The organism is Bordetella sp. (assembly GCF_057362025.1).
The window spans coordinates 13,483-31,926 of the sequence record NZ_JBMQQZ010000024.1 but is presented as its reverse complement, the minus strand read 5'-3'; the positions used below and the strand labels follow the sequence as shown (position 1 = coordinate 31,926).

The 18,444-nt window shown below is 65.6% G+C and carries 13 protein-coding genes; 8 read left to right on the top strand and 5 right to left on the bottom strand.

Features of this window, described 5'->3' with window-relative positions; translation table 11 throughout:
* Both ACO1P8_RS06770 and cyoA read right to left on the bottom strand, forming a co-directional pair.
* Positions 1-1,153, bottom strand: a 1,153-nt coding sequence (locus ACO1P8_RS06770) for a cbb3-type cytochrome c oxidase subunit I (protein WP_486295140.1), incomplete at its 3' end; no start/stop codon positions are given.
* A 48-nt stretch (positions 1,154-1,201) separates the two neighbouring features.
* Positions 1,202-2,278 (bottom strand): ubiquinol oxidase subunit II, encoded by a 1,077-nt coding sequence (cyoA, locus tag ACO1P8_RS06765; protein ID WP_486295139.1) that lies wholly within the window; start codon positions 2,276-2,278, stop codon positions 1,202-1,204.
* 284 nt (positions 2,279-2,562) lie between these two features.
* Between cyoA and ACO1P8_RS06760 the strand changes: the two genes are divergently transcribed.
* From ACO1P8_RS06760 to ACO1P8_RS06735, 6 genes are all read left to right on the top strand, one after another.
* Complete coding sequence (locus tag ACO1P8_RS06760) at positions 2,563-3,903, top strand: MFS transporter (RefSeq protein WP_486295138.1); 1,341 nt, start codon at positions 2,563-2,565, stop codon at positions 3,901-3,903.
* A gap of 371 nt (positions 3,904-4,274) precedes the next feature.
* Entirely contained in the window at positions 4,275-5,507 is a 1,233-nt protein-coding gene (locus ACO1P8_RS06755; protein WP_486295137.1) for an efflux RND transporter periplasmic adaptor subunit, read from the top strand.
* A gap of 68 nt (positions 5,508-5,575) precedes the next feature.
* Positions 5,576-8,779, top strand: a complete 3,204-nt coding sequence (locus ACO1P8_RS06750; protein WP_486295136.1) for a multidrug efflux RND transporter permease subunit — start codon at positions 5,576-5,578, stop codon at positions 8,777-8,779.
* Entirely contained in the window at positions 8,779-10,311 is a 1,533-nt protein-coding gene (locus ACO1P8_RS06745) for an efflux transporter outer membrane subunit (protein WP_486295142.1), read from the top strand. The genes ACO1P8_RS06750 and ACO1P8_RS06745 overlap by 1 nt, the downstream gene beginning before the upstream one ends.
* Positions 10,312-10,631: 320 nt before the next feature.
* Complete coding sequence (locus ACO1P8_RS06740) at positions 10,632-11,954, top strand: NAD(P)/FAD-dependent oxidoreductase (RefSeq protein WP_486295141.1); 1,323 nt, start codon at positions 10,632-10,634, stop codon at positions 11,952-11,954.
* A gap of 464 nt (positions 11,955-12,418) precedes the next feature.
* Positions 12,419-12,691, top strand: coding sequence for a KGG domain-containing protein (locus ACO1P8_RS06735; RefSeq protein ID WP_486295135.1), 273 nt, complete (start codon positions 12,419-12,421; stop codon positions 12,689-12,691).
* Between the two features lie 53 nt (positions 12,692-12,744).
* On the opposite strand, the gene ACO1P8_RS06730 is transcribed toward ACO1P8_RS06735, so the two are convergent.
* Complete coding sequence (locus ACO1P8_RS06730; RefSeq protein ID WP_486295134.1) at positions 12,745-13,815, bottom strand: hypothetical protein; 1,071 nt, start codon at positions 13,813-13,815, stop codon at positions 12,745-12,747.
* A 186-nt stretch (positions 13,816-14,001) separates the two neighbouring features.
* Here ACO1P8_RS06730 and ACO1P8_RS06725 point away from each other — a divergent pair, with 186 nt between their 5' ends.
* Together ACO1P8_RS06725 and ACO1P8_RS06720 are read left to right on the top strand one after the other, a co-directional pair.
* Positions 14,002-14,289: a hypothetical protein gene (locus ACO1P8_RS06725; protein ID WP_486295133.1), complete on the top strand. Its 288-nt coding sequence runs from the start codon at positions 14,002-14,004 to the stop codon at positions 14,287-14,289.
* 157 nt (positions 14,290-14,446) lie between these two features.
* Positions 14,447-16,003 (top strand): methyl-accepting chemotaxis protein, encoded by a 1,557-nt coding sequence (locus ACO1P8_RS06720; protein ID WP_486295132.1) that lies wholly within the window; start codon positions 14,447-14,449, stop codon positions 16,001-16,003.
* Here the strand turns inward: ACO1P8_RS06720 and ACO1P8_RS06715 are convergent.
* Positions 15,972-16,961, bottom strand: coding sequence for a glycosyltransferase family 9 protein (locus ACO1P8_RS06715; RefSeq protein WP_486295131.1), 990 nt, complete (start codon positions 16,959-16,961; stop codon positions 15,972-15,974). The two genes, ACO1P8_RS06720 and ACO1P8_RS06715, sit on opposite strands and share 32 nt — an antisense overlap.
* A gap of 273 nt (positions 16,962-17,234) precedes the next feature.
* Positions 17,235-18,263 carry an alcohol dehydrogenase AdhP gene (gene adhP, locus ACO1P8_RS06710; RefSeq protein ID WP_486295130.1) on the bottom strand — a complete coding sequence of 343 codons (1,029 nt, stop codon included), beginning with the start codon at positions 18,261-18,263 and terminating at the stop codon, positions 17,235-17,237.
* Positions 18,264-18,444: the final 181 nt, after the last annotated feature.

Genomic DNA, 18,444 nt, shown 5'->3' with positions numbered 1-18,444 from the left:
TGCGGCCGCGATACATGGTGAACAGCCAGTTGAAGATCTTCGCCCCGGTCGGGATGGAGATGATCATTGTCGTGATGCCGAAGAACGAGTTGACGCTCGCCCCCGAACCCATGGTGAAGAAGTGGTGCAGCCACACCAGGTACGACAGCACGGTGATCACGACCGTCGCGTACACCATCGAGGCATAGCCGAACAGGCGCTTGCCGCTATACGTGGACACGACTTCGGAGAACACGCCGAACGCCGGCAGGATCAGGATGTACACCTCCGGGTGGCCCCAGATCCAGATCAGGTTCACGTACATCATCGGGTTGCCGCCGAAGTCGTTCGTGAAGAAGTTCGTGCCGACGTAGCGATCCAGCGTCAGCAGGGCCAGCACCGCGGTCAGGATGGGGAAGGCGGCGACGATCAGGACGTTGGTGCACAGCGCCGTCCAGGTGAAGATGGGCATCTTCATCATGCCCATGCCGGGGGCGCGCATCTTCACGATGGTGACCATCAGGTTGATACCCGATAGCAGTGTCCCCAGGCCGGCCACCTGTAATCCCCAGATGTAGTAATCCACCCCCACATCCGGACTTTGCAATATGCCCGATAGCGGCGGATACGCCAGCCAGCCCGTGCGCGCGAATTCGCCGACGAACAGCGAAGTCATCGTCAGCACGGCGCCGCCCACGGTCATCCAGAAGCTGAAGTTGTTCAGGAAGGGAAAGGCGACGTCGCGTGCGCCGATCTGCAGCGGCACAACGTAGTTCATCAGGCCCGTGACCAGGGGCATGGCCACGAAGAAAATCATGATGACGCCATGCGCCGTAAAGATCTGATCGTAGTGGTGCGGCGGCAGGTATCCGGCCGAATCGCCGAAGGCGATGGCCTGCTGCAGCCGCATCATGATCGCGTCGGAGAAGCCGCGCAGCAGCATGACGATCGCCAACACGATGTACATGATGCCGATCTTCTTGTGGTCGATGCTGGTGAACCAGTCTCGCCACAGCGGGCCCCAGCAACGGAAGTACGTCAACGCGCCCAGCAGCGCGAGGCCGCCGATGGCGACGAAGATGAACGTCACCACCAGGATCGGTTCGTGGTAGGGGATGGCCTCTAGCGATAGGCGGCCAAGTAATAGCTTATGCAGGTCTAGGTTCTCAAACATCTCGATTCCCGTGACGGGACGCGCAAGGCGGAAAGAAGGGCGGGCGGCTTAAAGCGGAACGCGGTTGTCCAGCACGCCGGTCCCGGAGGGATTGGCGGGCGTGCAAACCGCACCGACGTAATTGCGGGCGGGCATCTCGGCCAGGCCGAGGCGCACGCGGGTCGAAGCATTGGTGGCCAGGTTATACGTGCCGGACTCGCCCAGGCCGCCTTTCTCGTCGATGGCCATCATGTCTTTCAGGCACATGCGGTTCGACTCGACGCAGCGGTTCAGGATGGCGTCGTACAGGTCCGCGTCCACCTTCGCATAGCGGTGCACGGGCTCTTTCTCGCTGGGTTGCTCCAGCTTCAGGTAGACCGCGCGGGTCAGGTCGCCGCCGCCTTCGCGCGTCTGCTGGACCCAGTTGTCGAAATCTTCGGGGTTCATGCCGTAGAACTTGAAGCGCATGTCCGAAAAGCCGGCGCCGCTGTAGTTGGCCGAGAAACCTTCATAGACGCCTGCGTGGTTGATGACCGCATGCAGCTTGGTTTCCATGCCGGCCATGGCATAGACCTGTCCCGCCAGCGCGGGAATGAAGAAGGAGTTCATCATCGTCGATGACGTGATCTTGAACTGGATCGGCCGGTTGACCGGCGCGACCAGCTCGTTCACGGTGGCCAGGCCTTCTTCGGGGTAGATGAACAGCCATTTCCAGTCCAGGGCCACTACTTCGACGGTGAGCGGCTTGACGTTGGTCGGCAATTCATGGCCTTCGGCGATGCGATCCAGGGGGCGGTATGGGTCCAGCCGATGCGTGGTGACCCAGGTCAGGGCACCCAGGGCGATGATGATGAGCAGGGGGGCCGACCAGACGACCAGTTCGACCACCGTGGAATGATGCCATTCCGGATCGTATTTGGCGTTGGTGTTCGAGGCGCGGTAACGCCACGCGAAGACCAGGGTCAGGATGATGACGGGGATGATGATGATCAGCATCAACACGGTGGAGATGATGATCAGATCGCGTTGCTGCACTGCGATATCGCCGGACGGGGACAGAACCACCGCCTTACACCCGCCAAGAAGGGCGGTGAGGGCAAGGAGGGGGAACAGGATAAGTCGGCGGGGGAGCTTGGAGGATGACATGCCGGGCGACAAAAGCCTAAACAGGAACTGAGCGGAAGCCTGACGGGTGTGTAAGCACCGCGTAAGATGAAAAGAAAAAATCACGCGAAATGTACAATTTTTGACGCACTGCGGAAAGTGGACATTTTGTCCTACCTATGGCGGCAAGCGGAAAGTCATGCCATGCTAAGGCTTGCCGGGCCTGATAGAGGGCAATTTTCGGTAAGCAACAGGCCCGCGCGATAGTCGGGAGCGGTCTCCAGAGACAAAGACCGCCGGTGAAGCAACGATCGCGAGGAAATAAGATGTCCATAACTGCAGGATTCCCCCATGCGTCCTCGACTGTGCTCGAGCGCGACGCCAGGTTGACTACCGCCGATCATTCCAAGGTCGCGCCCGGAGAAATCGCCATCGGCGTCGTCATTGGCCGAGCGTCCGAATATTTCGATTTCTTCGTGTACGGGATTGCCTCGGTACTCGTCTTCCCGCAGGTATTCTTCCCGTTCCTCACGAGACTCGAAGGCATACTTGCCGCCTTCGTCATATTTTCCTTCGCCTTCATTGCCCGGCCTTTCGGCACGGCCTTGTTCATGGCCATGCAGCGACGCTGGGGCCGGGCGGCCAAGCTGACCGTCGCCTTGTTCCTGCTGGGAACGGCCACCGCCGGCATTGCCTTCCTGCCCAACTATGCCACCCTGGGCGAACGCGCCATTATATTGCTTGCCGTTTTCCGCTGCCTGCAGGGGCTGGCGACGGGCGGGGCCTGGGATGGGCTGCCGTCGCTGCTGGCCCTTAACGCGCCGGCCGAGCGGCGCGGCTGGTACGCCATGCTGGGCCAGTTGGGCGCGCCCATCGGGTTCCTGCTGGCGGGCGGCCTGTTCCTGTATCTGCATACCAACCTGAACGCGGACGACTTTTCCGACTGGGGCTGGCGCTATCCCTTCTACGTGGCCTTCGCCATCAACGTCGTGGCCCTGTTCGCCCGGCTGCGCCTGGTGGTCACCCACGAATACACCCGGCTCCTGGAGGAAGGGGAACTGGAACCCATCCCGGCCACCACGCTGATGCGGCAGCAGGGTTACAACATTTTCCTGGGTGCCTTCGCCGCACTGGCCAGCTATGCGCTGTTCCACCTGGTAACCATCTTCCCGCTCTCCTGGCTCGCCTTGCAGTCCACGCAGTCCATCGACGCCATCCTCAGCGTCCAGGTGGTCGGGGCCGTGCTCGGCATCCTGGGCACCATGGCCTCCGGCTGGTTGGCGGACCATATCGGCCGGCGCAATACCCTCGGGGCGCTGGCCTGCCTGATCGGCGTATTCAGCCTGTGCACGCCCTGGCTGCTGGATGGCGGGACGGCCGCCCAGGATGCCTTCATCCTGATCGGCTTCTGCCTTCTGGGCCTGTCGTATGGCCAGGCCTCCGGCACCGTGACCGCCAATTTCAATCGGCGTTTCCGCTATACGGGCGCGGCGTTCACGGCCGATTTCGCCTGGCTGTTCGGCGCGGCCTTCGCGCCGGTAGTCGCCCTGAGCCTCTCGGCGCGCTTCGGCCTGGCGGCCGTCAGCGTTTATCTGCTGTCCGGTGTCGCCTGCACGCTACTGGCGCTGCGGATCAACCGATCGCTGGAACTGCAAACGCGGGATTGAGCGCCCGCGGCGCCGGCCAGGCCGGCACACTCAGCAGCAAGTAAGCCGGGCGGCCGCCCGGCTTTTTTGTACGAATTTGTAATTTCTGTGGAGCGCAAATTGCCCTCTTCCCCCGCCAATGGCGGAGATGCCGGCATTTTCGCAACCGTACGACACACTAGGCACAATATGGTGCCAAATCGGTGAATGCGTTACATTAGCGCGGCCCGTAGGGATGAGATGGGATAGCACAAATGGCGCATAGATTGCCAGAGGCCTCGTCTTCCGCGTCCCTGCTTCATCCAAAACGGCATCGCCCTGCATGCCGATGGCGAGAGGATTCCATGCATTTTGCGCTTCGACGCAACGCAAGCCGCGTAGTAATGCCCTTAATGGCCTTCACCGCCTCGGCGCTTCTCCTGGCGGGTTGCGGCGAGCGGCCTCAATTGAATCCCGGTCCGCCGCAAGTCAGCGTCATCACCGTCCAGCCCGAACGCGCGCCCAGCGTGGCCGATCTGCCCGGCCGCGTGGACGCCGTGCGGGACGCGCAGATCCGCGCGCGGGTAACCGGCATCATCCAGAAGATCGTTTTCCAGCAGGGCGGCGACGTCAAGGAAAACCAGTTGCTGTTCAAGATCGATCCGGCGCCGTATCAGGCCGCCTACGATCAGGCGGCGGCCCAGCTGAAGCAGTCGCAGGCCGATCTGTTCAGCGCCAAGGCACTGGCAGATCGTTACGCCCCCCTGGTAAAGGCCAACGCCGTCAGCAAGCAGGAGTACGACAACGCGGTCGCCAGTTACCGGCAGGCCGACGCCGCGGTGGCGGCCGCCAAGGCGAATCTGCAGAACGCGGCCATCAACCTGGGGTACACCAAGGTGACTTCCCCGATCACCGGACGTATCGGCAAGCCGCTGGTGACAGAAGGCGCGCTGGTCGAAGGCACGTCCGCGACGCAGATGGCGCTGGTACAGCAGCTCGATCCGATCTACGTCGATTTCACCCAGTCCACCACCGATCTGGCCGCGCTGCGCAAGGCCTTCGCCTCGGGGCAGTTACAGAAAGTCGGCGATAACGCGGCCTTGGCCGAGGTCGTGCTGGAGGACGGTTCGACGTATGCGCACAAGGGCAAATTGCTGTTTACCGGCATTACCGTGGATCCCACCACGGGGCAGGTAAACCTGCGCGCGGAGTTTCCCAATCCCGAGACCGTGCTGTTGCCCGGTATGTATGTGCGCGTCCGCCTGACGCAGGGTGTCGACGACAAGGCCCTGCTGGTGCCTCAGCAGGCGCTGCAGCGTACGCCCGACGGCATGCAGAGCCTGATGCTGGTGAAGGACGGCAAGATCGACCAGGTCACCGTGACCACGGGCAACGCCCTGAATGGTCGCTGGGTGGTGACCAGCGGACTGAAAGCCGGCGACGTCGTTGTCGTGGAAGGCTTCCAGAAGGTCCGTCCGGGCGCGCCTGTCAAGGTTTCCCAATGGGCCCCCGGCCAAGGCGGCGCGCCCGGCGCCCCGCAGCAGGCCGCGCCGCAACAGGCGCCGGCGTCCGGGGCGGGTGCCGCCCCGGACAAGCAGCCGGCCCAGCCCGCCGCGCCCCAGCCGCCCGCCGAACAGAAGTCGTAACCGGCCGGGCGCCGAGCCGGGGCGCCGAGTCCCCTGCTTCATAAGTATTGTCTTCGGGGTCAACCCTCATGCCGCAATTTTTTATCGATAGACCGATTTTTGCCTGGGTTGTCGCGCTGTTCATCCTGCTCGCGGGTTTGCTGGCGATCCCGAACATGCCGGTTTCGCAGTACCCGAACGTCGCGCCTCCGGCCATCGAGATCACGGCGACCTATCCCGGCGCATCGGCCAAAGAGGTCGCCGACTCGGTCACCAGCCTGATCGAGGATCAGCTCAATGGCGCCAAGGGATTGCTGTACTACGAATCGGTCAGCGACTCGAACGGACAGTCGACCATCACCGCCACCTTCGCGCCCGGCCGCGACCCCGACCTCGCGCAGGTCGACGTGCAGAACCGCGTCGCCAACGTGACGGCCCAGTTGCCGGCCGCGGTCGCGCAGCAGGGCTTGCAGTTCCAGCAAACCAGTACCGGTTTCCTGATGATCGTGACGGTGTCGTCCACCGATGGCACGATGGACCAGACGGCGCTGGCCGATTACGTCACTCGCAATGTGAAGAACCCCGTGTCGCGTGTGCCCGGCGTGGGTCAGTTCCAGTTGTTCGCCGCGCCGCGCGCCATGCGCATCTGGGTCGATCCGCAGAAGCTGGTGGGCTACAACCTGAGCATGTCGGACGTCAATCGCGTCATCGCGCAGCAGAACGTGCTTATTTCCGGCGGCAATATGGGTGGCCCGCCCAACCCGGCGGATCAGCGCACCACGGCCACCGTGATCGCCAACGGCCAGTTGTCCACCGTCGAAGGTTTCGGCAACCTGGTGCTGCGCGCCAATACCGACGGTTCGCTGGTGCGCATACGCGATGTCGCGCGTGTCGAAATCGGCGCCGATAACTACTTCTTCGGCGCCCGCCTGAACGGCAAGCCGACGGCTGCCTTCGCCATCATCCTGTCGCCGGACGCCAATGCGCTTGCCACGGCCAAGGGCGTGCGCGAGCAGATGGCGCAGTTGTCCAAGTACTTCCCCGCCAACATCAAATACGACATTCCCTACGACACCGCGCCGTATGTGCAGACCTCCATCTCCGACGTGGTCAAGACGCTGCTCGAAGCGATGGTGCTGGTGTTCCTGGTGATGTTCCTGTTCCTGCAGAACGTCCGCTACACCATCATCCCGGCCCTGGTCGTGCCGGTGGCGATGATGGGTGCCTTCGCGGTCATGCTCGCGCTGGGATTTTCCATCAACGTGCTGACCATGTTCGCGATGGTGCTGGCGATCGGCATCCTCGTGGACGACGCCATCGTGGTGGTGGAAAACGTCGAGCGGATTATGGCCTCCGAAGGGCTGTCGCCCAAAGAGGCGACGGCGCGCGCGATGCCGCAGATCACCGGCGCGATCACCGGTATTACGCTGGTGCTGGTCAGCGTGTTCCTGCCGCTGGCCTTCATGGGCGGCTCGGTGGGGGTCATCTACCGGCAGTTCGCCGTGGCCATGGCGGTGTCGATCTTCTTCTCGGCTTTCCTGGCACTGAGCTTCACGCCCGCCTTGTGCGCGACCATCCTGAAGCCGGTACCGCATGACCGCCACGAGGAAAAACGCGGCTTTTTCGGCTGGTTCAACCGCCGCTTCGACAAGGGCACGCACGCCTACCAGAACTGGGTATCGCGCATCCTGCACAAGGGCGGCCGGATGATGGTGATCTACCTGGTGCTGGTGCTCCTGCTGGGCTGGCTGTACTGGCGCATGCCGTCATCCTTCCTGCCCGAGGAAGACCAGGGCTACGTGATCAGCAATATCGAGCTGCCGTCCGGTTCCAGCGCCAATCGCGCGGTGGACGTCCTGCAGCAGGTGGAGAAGTACTTCCTGGCACAGCCGCAGGTGCAGAACATCATCGCGGTGCAGGGGTTCAGCTTCAACGGCAACGGTTTGAACGCGGCCATCGCCTTCACGACGTTGAAGGATTTCGACGAGCGCAAATCGCGAGCGGATTCGGCGCAGGCGGTGTCGTTCCGCGCATTGAACAAGCTGTTGATGGGCATTCACGATGCCATGGTGTTCACCGTGATGCCGCCGGCGATTTCTTCGTTGGGCAACGCAACCGGCTTCGATTTCCGGTTGCAGGACCGGTCCGGTGCCGGCTCCGCGGCCCTGGGCGAGGCCACCGGCCAGTTGATGGGGCTGGCCATGAAGAGCCCGGTGCTGTCGCAGGTGCGCATCTCCGGGCTGGGTCCCAGCGCGCAGTTGTCGCTGACCATCGATCGCCAGAAGGCCGCGGCGCTGGGCGTGGATTTCAACGAAGCGGCGACGTTGGTGTCGACTGCGGTCGGCAGCGCGCTGATCAACAAATTCCCCAACTTCGGCCGCATGCAGAACGTCTGGGTGCAGGCGGACGCGCCCTATCGCATGCAGGTGGAAGACATCCTGACCCTGAACGCGCGCAATAGCAGCGGCGGCATGGTGCCTCTGTCAAGCTTCGTCACGGCGAAGTGGGGCCAGGGACCGGTGCAGATCGTGCGCTACAACAGCTACGAGTCGATCCGGATTTCGGGCGATGCGGCGCCGGGCCACACCAGCGGCGAAGCCATGCTGGAAATGGAACACCTGATGGCGCAACTGCCGCCGGGCTTCGGCTACGAATGGAACGGCCTGTCCTATCAGGAACAGCAGGCCGGCAGCCAGGCGCCCATCCTGATGGGTCTGTCGCTGCTGGTGGTGTTCCTGGTGCTGGCGGCCCTTTACGAAAGCTGGGCGATTCCCTTGTCGGTGATGCTGGTCGTGCCCCTGGGCATGCTGGGCGCCGTGGGCCTGGTGGGCTTGCTTGGCATGTCCAACGACGTGTACTTCCAGGTCGGCATGGTGACGGTGATCGGCCTGGCGGCAAAGAACGCGATTCTGATCGTCGAATTCGCCAAGGACCAGTACGCGCGCGGCGCCGGTCTCTACGAAGCGGCGATCGAAGCTGCCCGACTGCGTTTCCGGCCCATCCTGATGACGTCGCTCGCCTTCATCCTGGGCGTGATTCCCTTGGCCATCGCCAGCGGCGCGGGCGCGGCCAGCCAGCGGGCGGTGGGCCTGGGCGTGCTGGGCGGCATGCTGGCGGCCACGCCTTTCGCGGTGATTTTCGTGCCGACTTTCTTCGTCGTGGTGCTGGGGCTGTTCAAGACCAAGCCCCGGCTGCTCGGCGCGGAAAAGCGCGCCTTCGAAGAAGAGCAGGCCGCCAAACGCGCCAGGGAAGGCACACCGCCCAACCCCGCCACGGAAGGGGAGGGCGAATGATGCGCACGCCGTCCATGCTGAGAACCAGCGCACTGGCGGCCGTCGCCGCCGCGATCAGCGGCTGCACGCTGGCGCCGACCTACGAGCGGCCCGCCGCGCCCATCCAGGCGGATTGGCCGGACCAGCCCAAGCTGGTCTACAGCGGCTACGACAAGGCGACTACGGCCGGCACGCAACCGGCCGCTGCGCTGGCGCCGGCCAGCGACACGGCCGCGGCCGATATCGGCTGGCGCGATTTCTTCCGCGATCCGCGCCTGCAGGCCCTGGTCGCGTTGTCCTTGCAGAACAACCGCGACCTGCGTGTGGCGGTACAGCGCGTCGAGGAAGCCCGCGCGCAATGGGGCGTGCAGCGCGGCGCCCTGTTTCCCAGCATCGGCGCCGGTATCCAGGGCACGCGCCAGCATCTGCCGGCCGATCTGCGCCCGGGCGGTGCGGATTCTCCGTCCATCAGCAGCCAGTACCAGGCCGGCCTGGGGCTGACCACCTTCGAGATCGACGTCTTCGGCCGCCTGCGCAGCCTGTCCGAAGCGGCCTACCAGCAATACCTGGCCACCGAGCAGGCGCGCCGCAGCGTGCAGATTTCACTGGTGGGCGAGGTGGCGCAGGCCTATCTGAACCTGCGCGCGGCCGACGTGCAGCTTGAACTGACGCGCAGGACGCTGGCGTCCCGGCAGGCGTCGTATGACCTGGTCAAGCGCCGCTTCGATGGCGGCGTGTCCTCCGAACTGGATCTGAACCAGGCCAAGTCCCTGCTCGATGGCGCGTCGGCCAATCTGGCCGAACTGGCGCGAGCCCAGGCGCAGGCCATCAATGCCCTGGTGCTGCTCGTCGGCGCGCCGCTGCCGCCGGACCTGCCGGCGCCCGCGCCTTTCGACGATGCGCAAGTCCTGGCGACCATCCCCGCCGGCCTGCCGTCCGCTTTGCTGGAGCGTCGTCCCGACATCCTCGCGGCGGAAAACAACCTGCGCTCCGCCAACGCCAATATCGGCGCGGCACGCGCGGCGTTTTTCCCGACGATCTCGCTGACCGGGCTGTTGGGGGCGGCCAGCCCGTCCCTGGACGACCTGTTCAAGGGCGGCCACGGATTCTGGAGTTTCTCGCCTTCCATCACCACGCCCCTGTTCGCCGGCGGCGCCATACGTTCGAACCTCGCGTTGGCCAAGGCGCGCGACAACATCGCGGTGGCGCAATACGAGCAGTCCATCCAACAGGCATTCCAGGAAGTCTCGGATGGCCTGGCGGGCGAGGCCACCTTCGGCACGCAGGTACGCGCGCTGCGCGCCCTGGAAGCGTCTTCCGTGCGTACCGTGGAATTGTCGACCATGCGGTACAACGGCGGGGTGGACAGCTACCTGCAGGTGCAGAACGCCCAGATCACCTACTACAACGCGCAGCTGCAATTGGTCCAGGCCGGGCTGGGGGCGCTGCTCAACCGCGTGGCGTTGTACAAGGCGCTGGGCGGCGGCTGGGAAGAGACCACGAAGAAGCCGGACCAGACCGCCGGGGCCCAGGACCCGCAGACTCGGCCCTAGGGGGACGCAGACCGCGCCACGCCAAAGGGGACCGCGGACATTCCGGCGGCGTGTCACGGGCCGTCGACGCCCAGGACCGCGGGCACGACCGTAGCGACGGAGCGGACCCCGGGTGCGCAGGGCCCCGGGGACGGCCGGGCCCGGCCCATGGAACACGGTTTGCTGCGCAGTGGCGATCGTCCGGCGGCCCTGGGGCCGGCCGGTGTTCCCGCGCTGTCCTGTACGGGCAGCGGCCGTGCCGAGGTGCTCCCATGCCTGAAACCCCCGTACTGCTGCGCGCGCATGCGCGGCCCGACCAACCCGGAACCACCGATGCGGGTGTGCCCGCGCAGGAGCGGGCCGCACGGCCGCCGCACCGGGTCGTCATCGTAGGGGGCGGCGCCGGCGGCCTGGAACTGGCGACCGGACTGGGCCGCCGGTACGGCGGACAGCACGTCACCCTGATCGACAGTCACATGCTCCATATCTGGAAACCCACCCTGCATGAGGCCGCCGCGGGCACGGTCGACGTGCAGCAGGAAGGGCTGTCCTACCTGATGCTGGCCAGCCTGTCGCACTTCAGCTTCGTGCTGGGGGCCATGCAGGGCGTGGATCGCGCGCGCCGGGTCGTGCATGTCGGTGCCGTCCCCGGCCCGGCCGGTCCGCCCCTGCTGCCGGAACGCGAGATTCCCTACGACACCCTGGTCATCGCCGTGGGCAGCACGTCGAATTTCTTCGGCACGCCCGGCGCCCGCGAACATGCGATTACGCTGGATACGCCGGAATCGGCCGAACAATTCCGTCTGACGATGCTGCAGGCCATGGTCAAGGTCGACCAGGCCAAGGCTCACGATCCCGAGGCGCGGCTGCGTATCGCCATTGTGGGCGGCGGCGCCACAGGGGTCGAACTGGCGGCGGAACTGCGGGAAGCCAGCCATCTGGTGGCCGCCTACGGCCTGCCGAATTTCGACGCGGGCAAGGATCTGCGCATTCGCATCGTCGAAGGGGCGCCGCGCATCCTGGCCGCTTTGCCCGAGCGCCTGTCGCGCGCTGCGCAACGGCGGCTGGAGAGTCTGGATATCGCCATCGAAAGCGGCTGCCTGGTATCCGAAGTCACGGACAGCGCCCTGTACACCAAGGACGGGCGCACGTTCCCGGCCGATCTTTGCATGTGGGCCGCGGGAATCAAGGGACCGGACGTGCTGGGTACGCTGGACCTGCCACGCAACCGTGCCGGGCAATTGGAGGTGGATGCACGCCTGCAGACGGAAGATCCCCATATCCTGGCCTTCGGCGATTGCGCCGCCGCGCCCCGGCCTGACGGCAGGGTCGTACCGGCGCGCGCCCAGGCAGCCCATCAGCAGGCCGGCTATCTGCTGCCCCGGCTTGGCGCTCGCATCGCGGCCAAACCCGAGCCGCGCGGCGATTTTGTCTACAAAGACCGCGGCTCGCTGGTGGCGCTGGGCCGCGAGCGCGGCGTCGGCAGCCTGATGGGGGCGTTGCTGGGCCGGGGGTTTTTCGTCAGCGGCACGTTGGCGCGCTGGATGTACGCCAGCCTGCATCTGTTGCATCACCGTGCCGTGCTCGGGGTTTCACGCACAGTCTCGCTGGCGCTGGCGCGGCTGCTGACCCGGCGCACCCATCCGCGGGTCAAATTGCATTGAGCCAAAAAAAGAGGCCACTGCAAACGCGGTGGCCTCAAAGCTCGTGTGCGGGTCCACGACGTACCAGCTGCATGAGATACAGCCCGTCGACCCGCCGAAAAAGTAGCATTTCGCTACGGGGCTTCCCATCTGTCGCCGTCACCATTTGTAAGCGCCGCTTCGCCGCGTCCACCCGGCTTCGGCGTCTGCATACGACTGCCAGGGCCCTTTGTTTGCAGTTCAGGGCAAGGCCGGACGCTGACGGGAATATACATATTAAGTAACGATCAAAGGGCTGAATCACCCGTCTGGCCCCTGTTCCGGCGCGTGCCCGCAAGCGCTACAAACACGGTAAGCGGTGCCGATCCTTGAAGCCGCCGCCGCGTGGAAGAGCAGCGCGGGCACCCTGGGGACAGAAAAATCCGGGCATGAGTCCTGCCGGGCACGCCCGTTGCCTGATCAGCGCTACTGACCATAGGGGGCGCATGATGACCGAGGAACGCAAAACCAGCCGCAAGCCGAGAGGCTTCGCCGCGATGGATCCCGAGTTGCTGCGGGGTATCGCCGCGCAGGGCGGCCGCGCCGCCCACGCCATGGGAAAGGCGCATCGATTCGATTCACAGGAAGCGAAGCAGGCGGCCGCGAAGCGGCATGCCGGCAAATCCGCCAAGCCGGATGCTTCCAATGCAGACGCGGCCGAGCGCGACCGGGAAACCGCGGGCGCGCATACCGCGGCCGAGGCGGAGCACAAGTCCTGACAGGGCTTCAGTCCACGCCCGTGTGCAGTCTTTGCCGGCCGATGCCGCCTTTTTCAGCGCACGCGGCGGAATCCGACATAGCCGGCATCCGCGTCGAACAGGTAATCGAAGACGTTCAGCGCATGCACGCTGGTGTTGACGAACGTCGGGCGCTGCTTGCCCTGTACCAGGACGATGCGGCCCGGCGCGGCGGGGTCGTCCGTGTCGCCCGCGGCGAAGCCGTAGGCAGGTGAGTGCGCGCTGCCGTCCGCGCCCATGCGTATCGTTACCCGCGTCCCCGGTGCCAGGGTTTGCCGGGAGGCCGGGTCGATGTGCCCGGCTTGCCGGTCCGGCGGCACCGTCAAATACATGACCGATACACCGGTGTCCACCAGTGCCGTGCCGCAGGCGCTCGCGCCGCGCGCGAGCGCGATGCAGGCCGGCAGCGGTGACCAGTCCCCGCCGTCCGCCGCCTTCGCCAGTTTGACGTAGCGGTAGTCGCCGCGGGTATTGGCCGCGGTCAGTCCCACATGTACGCCTTCGCGGGTGACCACGTAGCCGCGCCGCAGGGTGCCCGGCTGGCGATCGTCGCCCATGCCGGGCAGGTTCAGGAAAGGATTCTTGTCCGGCGTGCTTTGCGCCTGATGATCGGCCTCGCGGGCGAAGCCGATGCCTATCATGGCGACATGGCGAGGATGATCCGTGGGCTGGCAGTCTCGCGCATTCTGGAAGCAGTCGATGCGGTCTATCGCCAGTACGGGCAGCGGCCGCGTGGTGATGGATGCCCCGTTGGCCCCGGCGACGGTCGCGGCGGTCACGACCCAGCGGCCGCGCATGATGCGCCCGGAACTGGAATAGCTCAGTGTCCCCGGGCCGAGGGTGTGCAGGCTGTCGACATTGGGTATCGACGAGGCGGCGACGACGATGCCGGTGGACCCGGTATCCATGACGGCATGGACCGCTTCGCCGCCGAAGGACAGCGCCAGCGTCGGCGGCGCGGCGCGCGGTTCGCCGGCTGGCGGGCTGTTCAGGAAGCGCAGGTAGACGCCTCGGTGATAGCCGTCATAGGCCGGCTGCGCGCCGGCCGGCGGCGCGAAAAGGGCGGCAAGGGTAATGACAGCGGCGAAGAGGCGAAATGGGCGCATGGGGCGATCTTAACCGCGCGCCTCGGCCAAGTGGGCTAGGGCGAAGCCACAGGCCGGCCTCCCGGAGGGGCGATGCCGCGTTCGGGCTAGGGCGGATGCCTATCTATCTTTGGGGGGCAGCGGCCGCGACACTGCATGCCATCCCGACCTGTCTACGGGACGGGTCGATCATCCCGGGAGCGTACGATGACTCAAACGACGGCAATGCACACGAATGGCGATTGCGGCGGCAACGATTCACCCTGGCCCTGGCACAGCGGCCAGATTTCCAGGACGGACCTGGGCAGCCTGTCGATACCGATCCATGCTCCGGTCGTGACCTTCCTGCTGGGCGATCTGATCGGCCGCACCCTGCGGATATCCTCCGGGCCCGTGTCGGCGGATCGGGAGCCCGGCCGCGTCACCATCCTGACCGACGCGGCGGGCCACATCACCGATATGTGGGTGGATCCGGACGACACCGACGAAGGATGACGCCTGCCGCACCCAGCCGGCACGCATACCCATTCCTGGATAAATTTGCCCGTCGTGTAACCGGTACGCCGTTTTCGCCGAATTAGGGAACAGGAGCAGCCCTTTACAGGGTGGGCGAATCATTTCAAAACCGGGGCGCGGGATGCGGATCAAACGGGTGTCATTCGGACGGCTATTGGGCGCGGGGTTCGCGATGGTCGTGGTGCTGGGCTGCTCGGCGTCCATTCTGGCCCGTCACTACCTGACGGGCATCGCCGGGGATGTGAATCTGCTGGCAAACGTCCCAGTCGATAACCTGATCTATCTGCAGCAGATCAAGGACGGAATCGGCCAACGGTCCGCGCTCGCGCGCGACGAGATCCTGGATACCGGCCGGGGCAAGCAGGCGGACAGGACGGCGCATCAGGCCGATCTGGCGCGCCAGGCGGGCGCAGCGATCGAGCAATTGGGCGAACGCGTGATCGATAGCCAGGGGGCGGATTTCATCAAGCGGGTCCAGGCCGCCCGGCCTGCCTACGACAACCTGCTGGAAAAGGTCGCCCAGGCGGCGGCGGGAAACGATATCGCGGCGGCCACCCGCATGGTCCTGACGGAATTGCCCGAAGTGCAGGCGGCGTATCTGAATGTCCTGAACGAGATGGCGGCCTACCAGCAGGATCAGGCGCTGTCGGTGGCCGGCGACGCCGCCACAGTGGTCGAGCGGGCACTGAGGATCATGACGTCATTGGCGATTTTTTCCGCCATCTTCGGCGCCGCGGTCGCGATCGTCATTATCCGGGCTGTCCGGCGCCAGTTGGGTGGCGAACCCGCTTATGCCGCGGAAATCGCCCGCAGGATCGCCGAGGGGGATCTTTCCGGGCATGTGCGCGTCGGGCGGGCCGACACCTCGAGTCTCCTGGCCAATATGGAGGCAATGCGGCGCAGCCTGGCCGACATCGTGGGCCAGGTCCGGCAAAGCAGCGTATCCATTTCCGCGGGCGCGGCGCAGATGACGGCGGGCAACGAGGACCTGAGCCGGCGTACGGAAGCGCAGGCCGCGAGCCTGGAGCAGACGGCAGCTTCGATGGAGCAGATGACCGCCACGGTGCGTCAGACGGCCGATACCGTGCGGGAGACCGCTGCCCTGACCATGAAGGCCAGCGAAGCTGCCGCGAAAGGCGGCGATTCGGTCAGGGACGTGGTGAAGACCATGGACGACATCACGGCAAGTTCCACGAAAATCGGCAACATCATCAGCATCATCGACTCGATTGCCTTCCAGACCAACATCCTGGCCCTTAACGCGGCCGTGGAGGCCGCCCGGGCGGGGGAGCAGGGCCGTGGCTTCGCCGTCGTCGCCAGCGAGGTGCGCGCGCTGGCGCAGCGTTCGGCGCAAGCCGCGCGCGAGATCGCCGAGCTGGTTCAGGAGAGCGTGGCGAAGGTCAGGGCCGGCAGCGAGATCGTCGACCTGGCGGGAGCGCGGATCAACGATGCCGTCGAACAGGTACGCCATGTGGCGGGCCTGATCTCCGGCATGGGGACCGCGGCCCATGAACAGGAACAAGGCATATCGCAGGTCGGTGTGGCGGTCACGCAGCTGGACGAGACGACGCAGCGCAATGCCGCGCTGGTGGAGGAAGCGGCGGCCGCGGCCAAAAACCTGGATACGCAGGCCGCCCGCCTGGTAACGCTGGTCAGTGCGTTCAAGGTCCCGGCCGCGCAGCCGGCTCATTGAGTGCGTGTCCGGAGTCCCGGCTCGATCCCGCTCCCCCGGCCGCATCGGCGCACTTGCGCAGCGTATCGAAGGCGCGCAGCACCTTCCCGACCGTGGTCGCTTCGCGCCAATACTTGCGGCGCATCCAGTGCATCGGCAACCACCACGGGCGTACCACCGTTCCGGGCGCCCATATCGGCCGCCAACGGTTCATGTTCCTGACGCGGTCGACGATGGTGACGGTCGGAACCCCGCACGCCGACGCGAGATGTCCGATGCCGGAATCGGTGCCGATGAACCAGCCGGACTCGTAGATCGCCGCCGCGGTATGGGCCAGATCGGGCGCATCGAGTATGGGCAGGCCGTGCTGCGCCAGCAGGTCGCGCCACGCCGCGCGTTCGGCGGGAGCCAGCACGAACATGGGTTCGAAGCCTCGCTCGCGCAGCGTGCTCGCCAGGGCGGCGTACTGGGTGGGTTTCCAGCATCGGGTCGGTTCGGTCGACATCGGGTGGATGATCACCCGGCGCGTGTGAAACCGGGACCGCAGTGCGCCGGGCGCCCGCAATCCGCTGTCGGCGTCCCAGTCGTCCAGGCCGAGCCGGGTCCGCGAGAAGGCACGGAAGCTGGCCATGACGCCATTGGACGGGGCGCCGTCGCGCGGACTGCCGCCGCGGCGGGCGTGTTTGGCGCCCGCCATCGCCTGGGCATCGCGCCGTTGCCATGACTTGATGGCGACGAAATGGGCAAAGCGTTCGTCCAGGCCGGCGAGCGGGCCCTTGGCCGACATCTGGACGATGACGTCAAAGTCCGCCAGCGCGGCGATCTCGTTCTCGCGCGGCAGCGGCCGGATGTCGAACCCGGGATACCAGTCCGCCAAGGCCTGCGCGTAAGTGCCGAAGACAACCACGCGGCGCCCGGCGCGCCGCAGGTTGTTGGCTATGGTCATCAAAAACAGCGAATCGCCCAGGTAGGCGGACAAGATCAACGCGATCGTCCCACCCTTCCCGGCCGGGTATCCTTCCCGTTCCATCACACACCTATTCACCGGCCGGGCCGACATCTGGCTTTTGCCGCGGACCGTCTTGCTGGAGTCGCGCCATGCCTCCTAAAAAAGGGGGCGTCGTCGGCGCGACAGGCTGGCATGCCCGTCGCGTCGTTGGTACGCGCGCGCCGGGGCCGTCGGCTTTATAAACCGGGTCGGCGCATGATGGAAAGCCTTTTGTGGAAGCCCCGGATTTTCCGCGCTGCCGCGCTATTGCTGGAAATCGATGACGATGCGTCCCTGGATGTCGCCGTGATGCATACGCGCGAAAATATCGTTGATGTTTTCCAGTGTGTCGGTGGCGATGGTGGCCTTTACCTTGCCCTCGCCGGCGAAGTCCAGCGCCTCCTGAAGATCCAGTCGCGTGCCGACGATGGAGCCGCGCACGGTAATGCCGTTGAGCACGGTATCGAAGATGGACAAGGGGAAATCGCCCGGCGGCAGGCCGTTCAGCGACACCGTGCCGCCCCGGCGCACCATGCCCAGCGCCTGTTCGAAGGCCTTGGGCGACACCGCCGTCACCAGTACGCCCTGGGCGCCGCCGATCTGCTTCTTCACGAATGCCACGGGATCTTCCTTGCGCGCGTTCACGCCCTGCGTGGCGCCAAGCTGGCGGGCAAGGTCGAGCTTGGCATCGTCGATGTCCACGGCCAGGACGTTCAGGCCCATGGCCTTGGCGTACTGCACGGCCAGGTGGCCGAGGCCGCCGATGCCGGAAATCACCACCCAATCGCCGGGCTTGGTGTCGGTCACCTTCAAGCCCTTGTAGACGGTCACGCCCGCGCAGAGGATGGGGGCGATGTCGACGAACGAGACGGTGTCCGGCAGATGGCCGACATAGTTGGGATCGGCGACCACGTATTCGGCGAAGCTGCCGTTCACCGAATAGCCGGTGTTCTGCTGTTCCATGCATAGCGTTTCCCAGCCGCCCAGGCAGTGCCGGCAGTGGCCGCAGGCGGTGTACAGCCAGGGAACGCCGACGCGATCGCCTTCCTTCACGTGCTTGACGCCGGCACCGACGGCGGCGACGTGGCCGACGCCTTCATGGCCCGGAATGAAGGGCGGCTTGGGTTTGACCGGCCAATCGCCCTCGGCCGCGTGCAGGTCCGTGTGGCAGACGCCGGTGGCCGCGATCTTGACCAGGATCTGGCCCGGCCCCGGTTTCGGCACGGCGACTTCTTCGATGGCCAGCGGTTTGCCGAACTCACGGACGACCGCGGCTTTCATGGTGTTGGACATGAGCGCTCCTTGGAATCGTTGGCCGGCCCCGTTATCCAGGGCGGCGGTGCGCGTGCGCGACGACCGGGGCGGTGGGATAGGGGGGCGGCTGATGCGCGGCAGGGGAAGCCGCGATGTCGAAGCGTCCAGCTTAGGCCTCGGTCCAAGCACCCGTTGTGATTTGGATCAAGGCCGCGGCGAT

Bases quoted from the DNA above. Each gene is read 5' to 3' on its own strand.
- cyoA (WP_486295139.1), bottom strand. From the start codon at position 2,278: ATGTCATCCTCCAAGCTCCCCCGCCGACTTATCCTGTTCCCCCTCCTT.
- ACO1P8_RS06760 (WP_486295138.1), top strand. From the start codon at position 2,563: ATGTCCATAACTGCAGGATTCCCCCATGCGTCCTCGACTGTGCTCGAG.
- ACO1P8_RS06735 (WP_486295135.1), top strand. From the start codon at position 12,419: ATGATGACCGAGGAACGCAAAACCAGCCGCAAGCCGAGAGGCTTCGCC.
- ACO1P8_RS06750 (WP_486295136.1), top strand. From the start codon at position 5,576: ATGCCGCAATTTTTTATCGATAGACCGATTTTTGCCTGGGTTGTCGCG.
- ACO1P8_RS06730 (WP_486295134.1), bottom strand. From the start codon at position 13,815: ATGCGCCCATTTCGCCTCTTCGCCGCTGTCATTACCCTTGCCGCCCTT.
- ACO1P8_RS06745 (WP_486295142.1), top strand. From the start codon at position 8,779: ATGCGCACGCCGTCCATGCTGAGAACCAGCGCACTGGCGGCCGTCGCC.
- adhP (WP_486295130.1), bottom strand. From the start codon at position 18,263: ATGTCCAACACCATGAAAGCCGCGGTCGTCCGTGAGTTCGGCAAACCG.
- ACO1P8_RS06725 (WP_486295133.1), top strand. From the start codon at position 14,002: ATGACTCAAACGACGGCAATGCACACGAATGGCGATTGCGGCGGCAAC.
- ACO1P8_RS06755 (WP_486295137.1), top strand. From the start codon at position 4,275: ATGGCCTTCACCGCCTCGGCGCTTCTCCTGGCGGGTTGCGGCGAGCGG.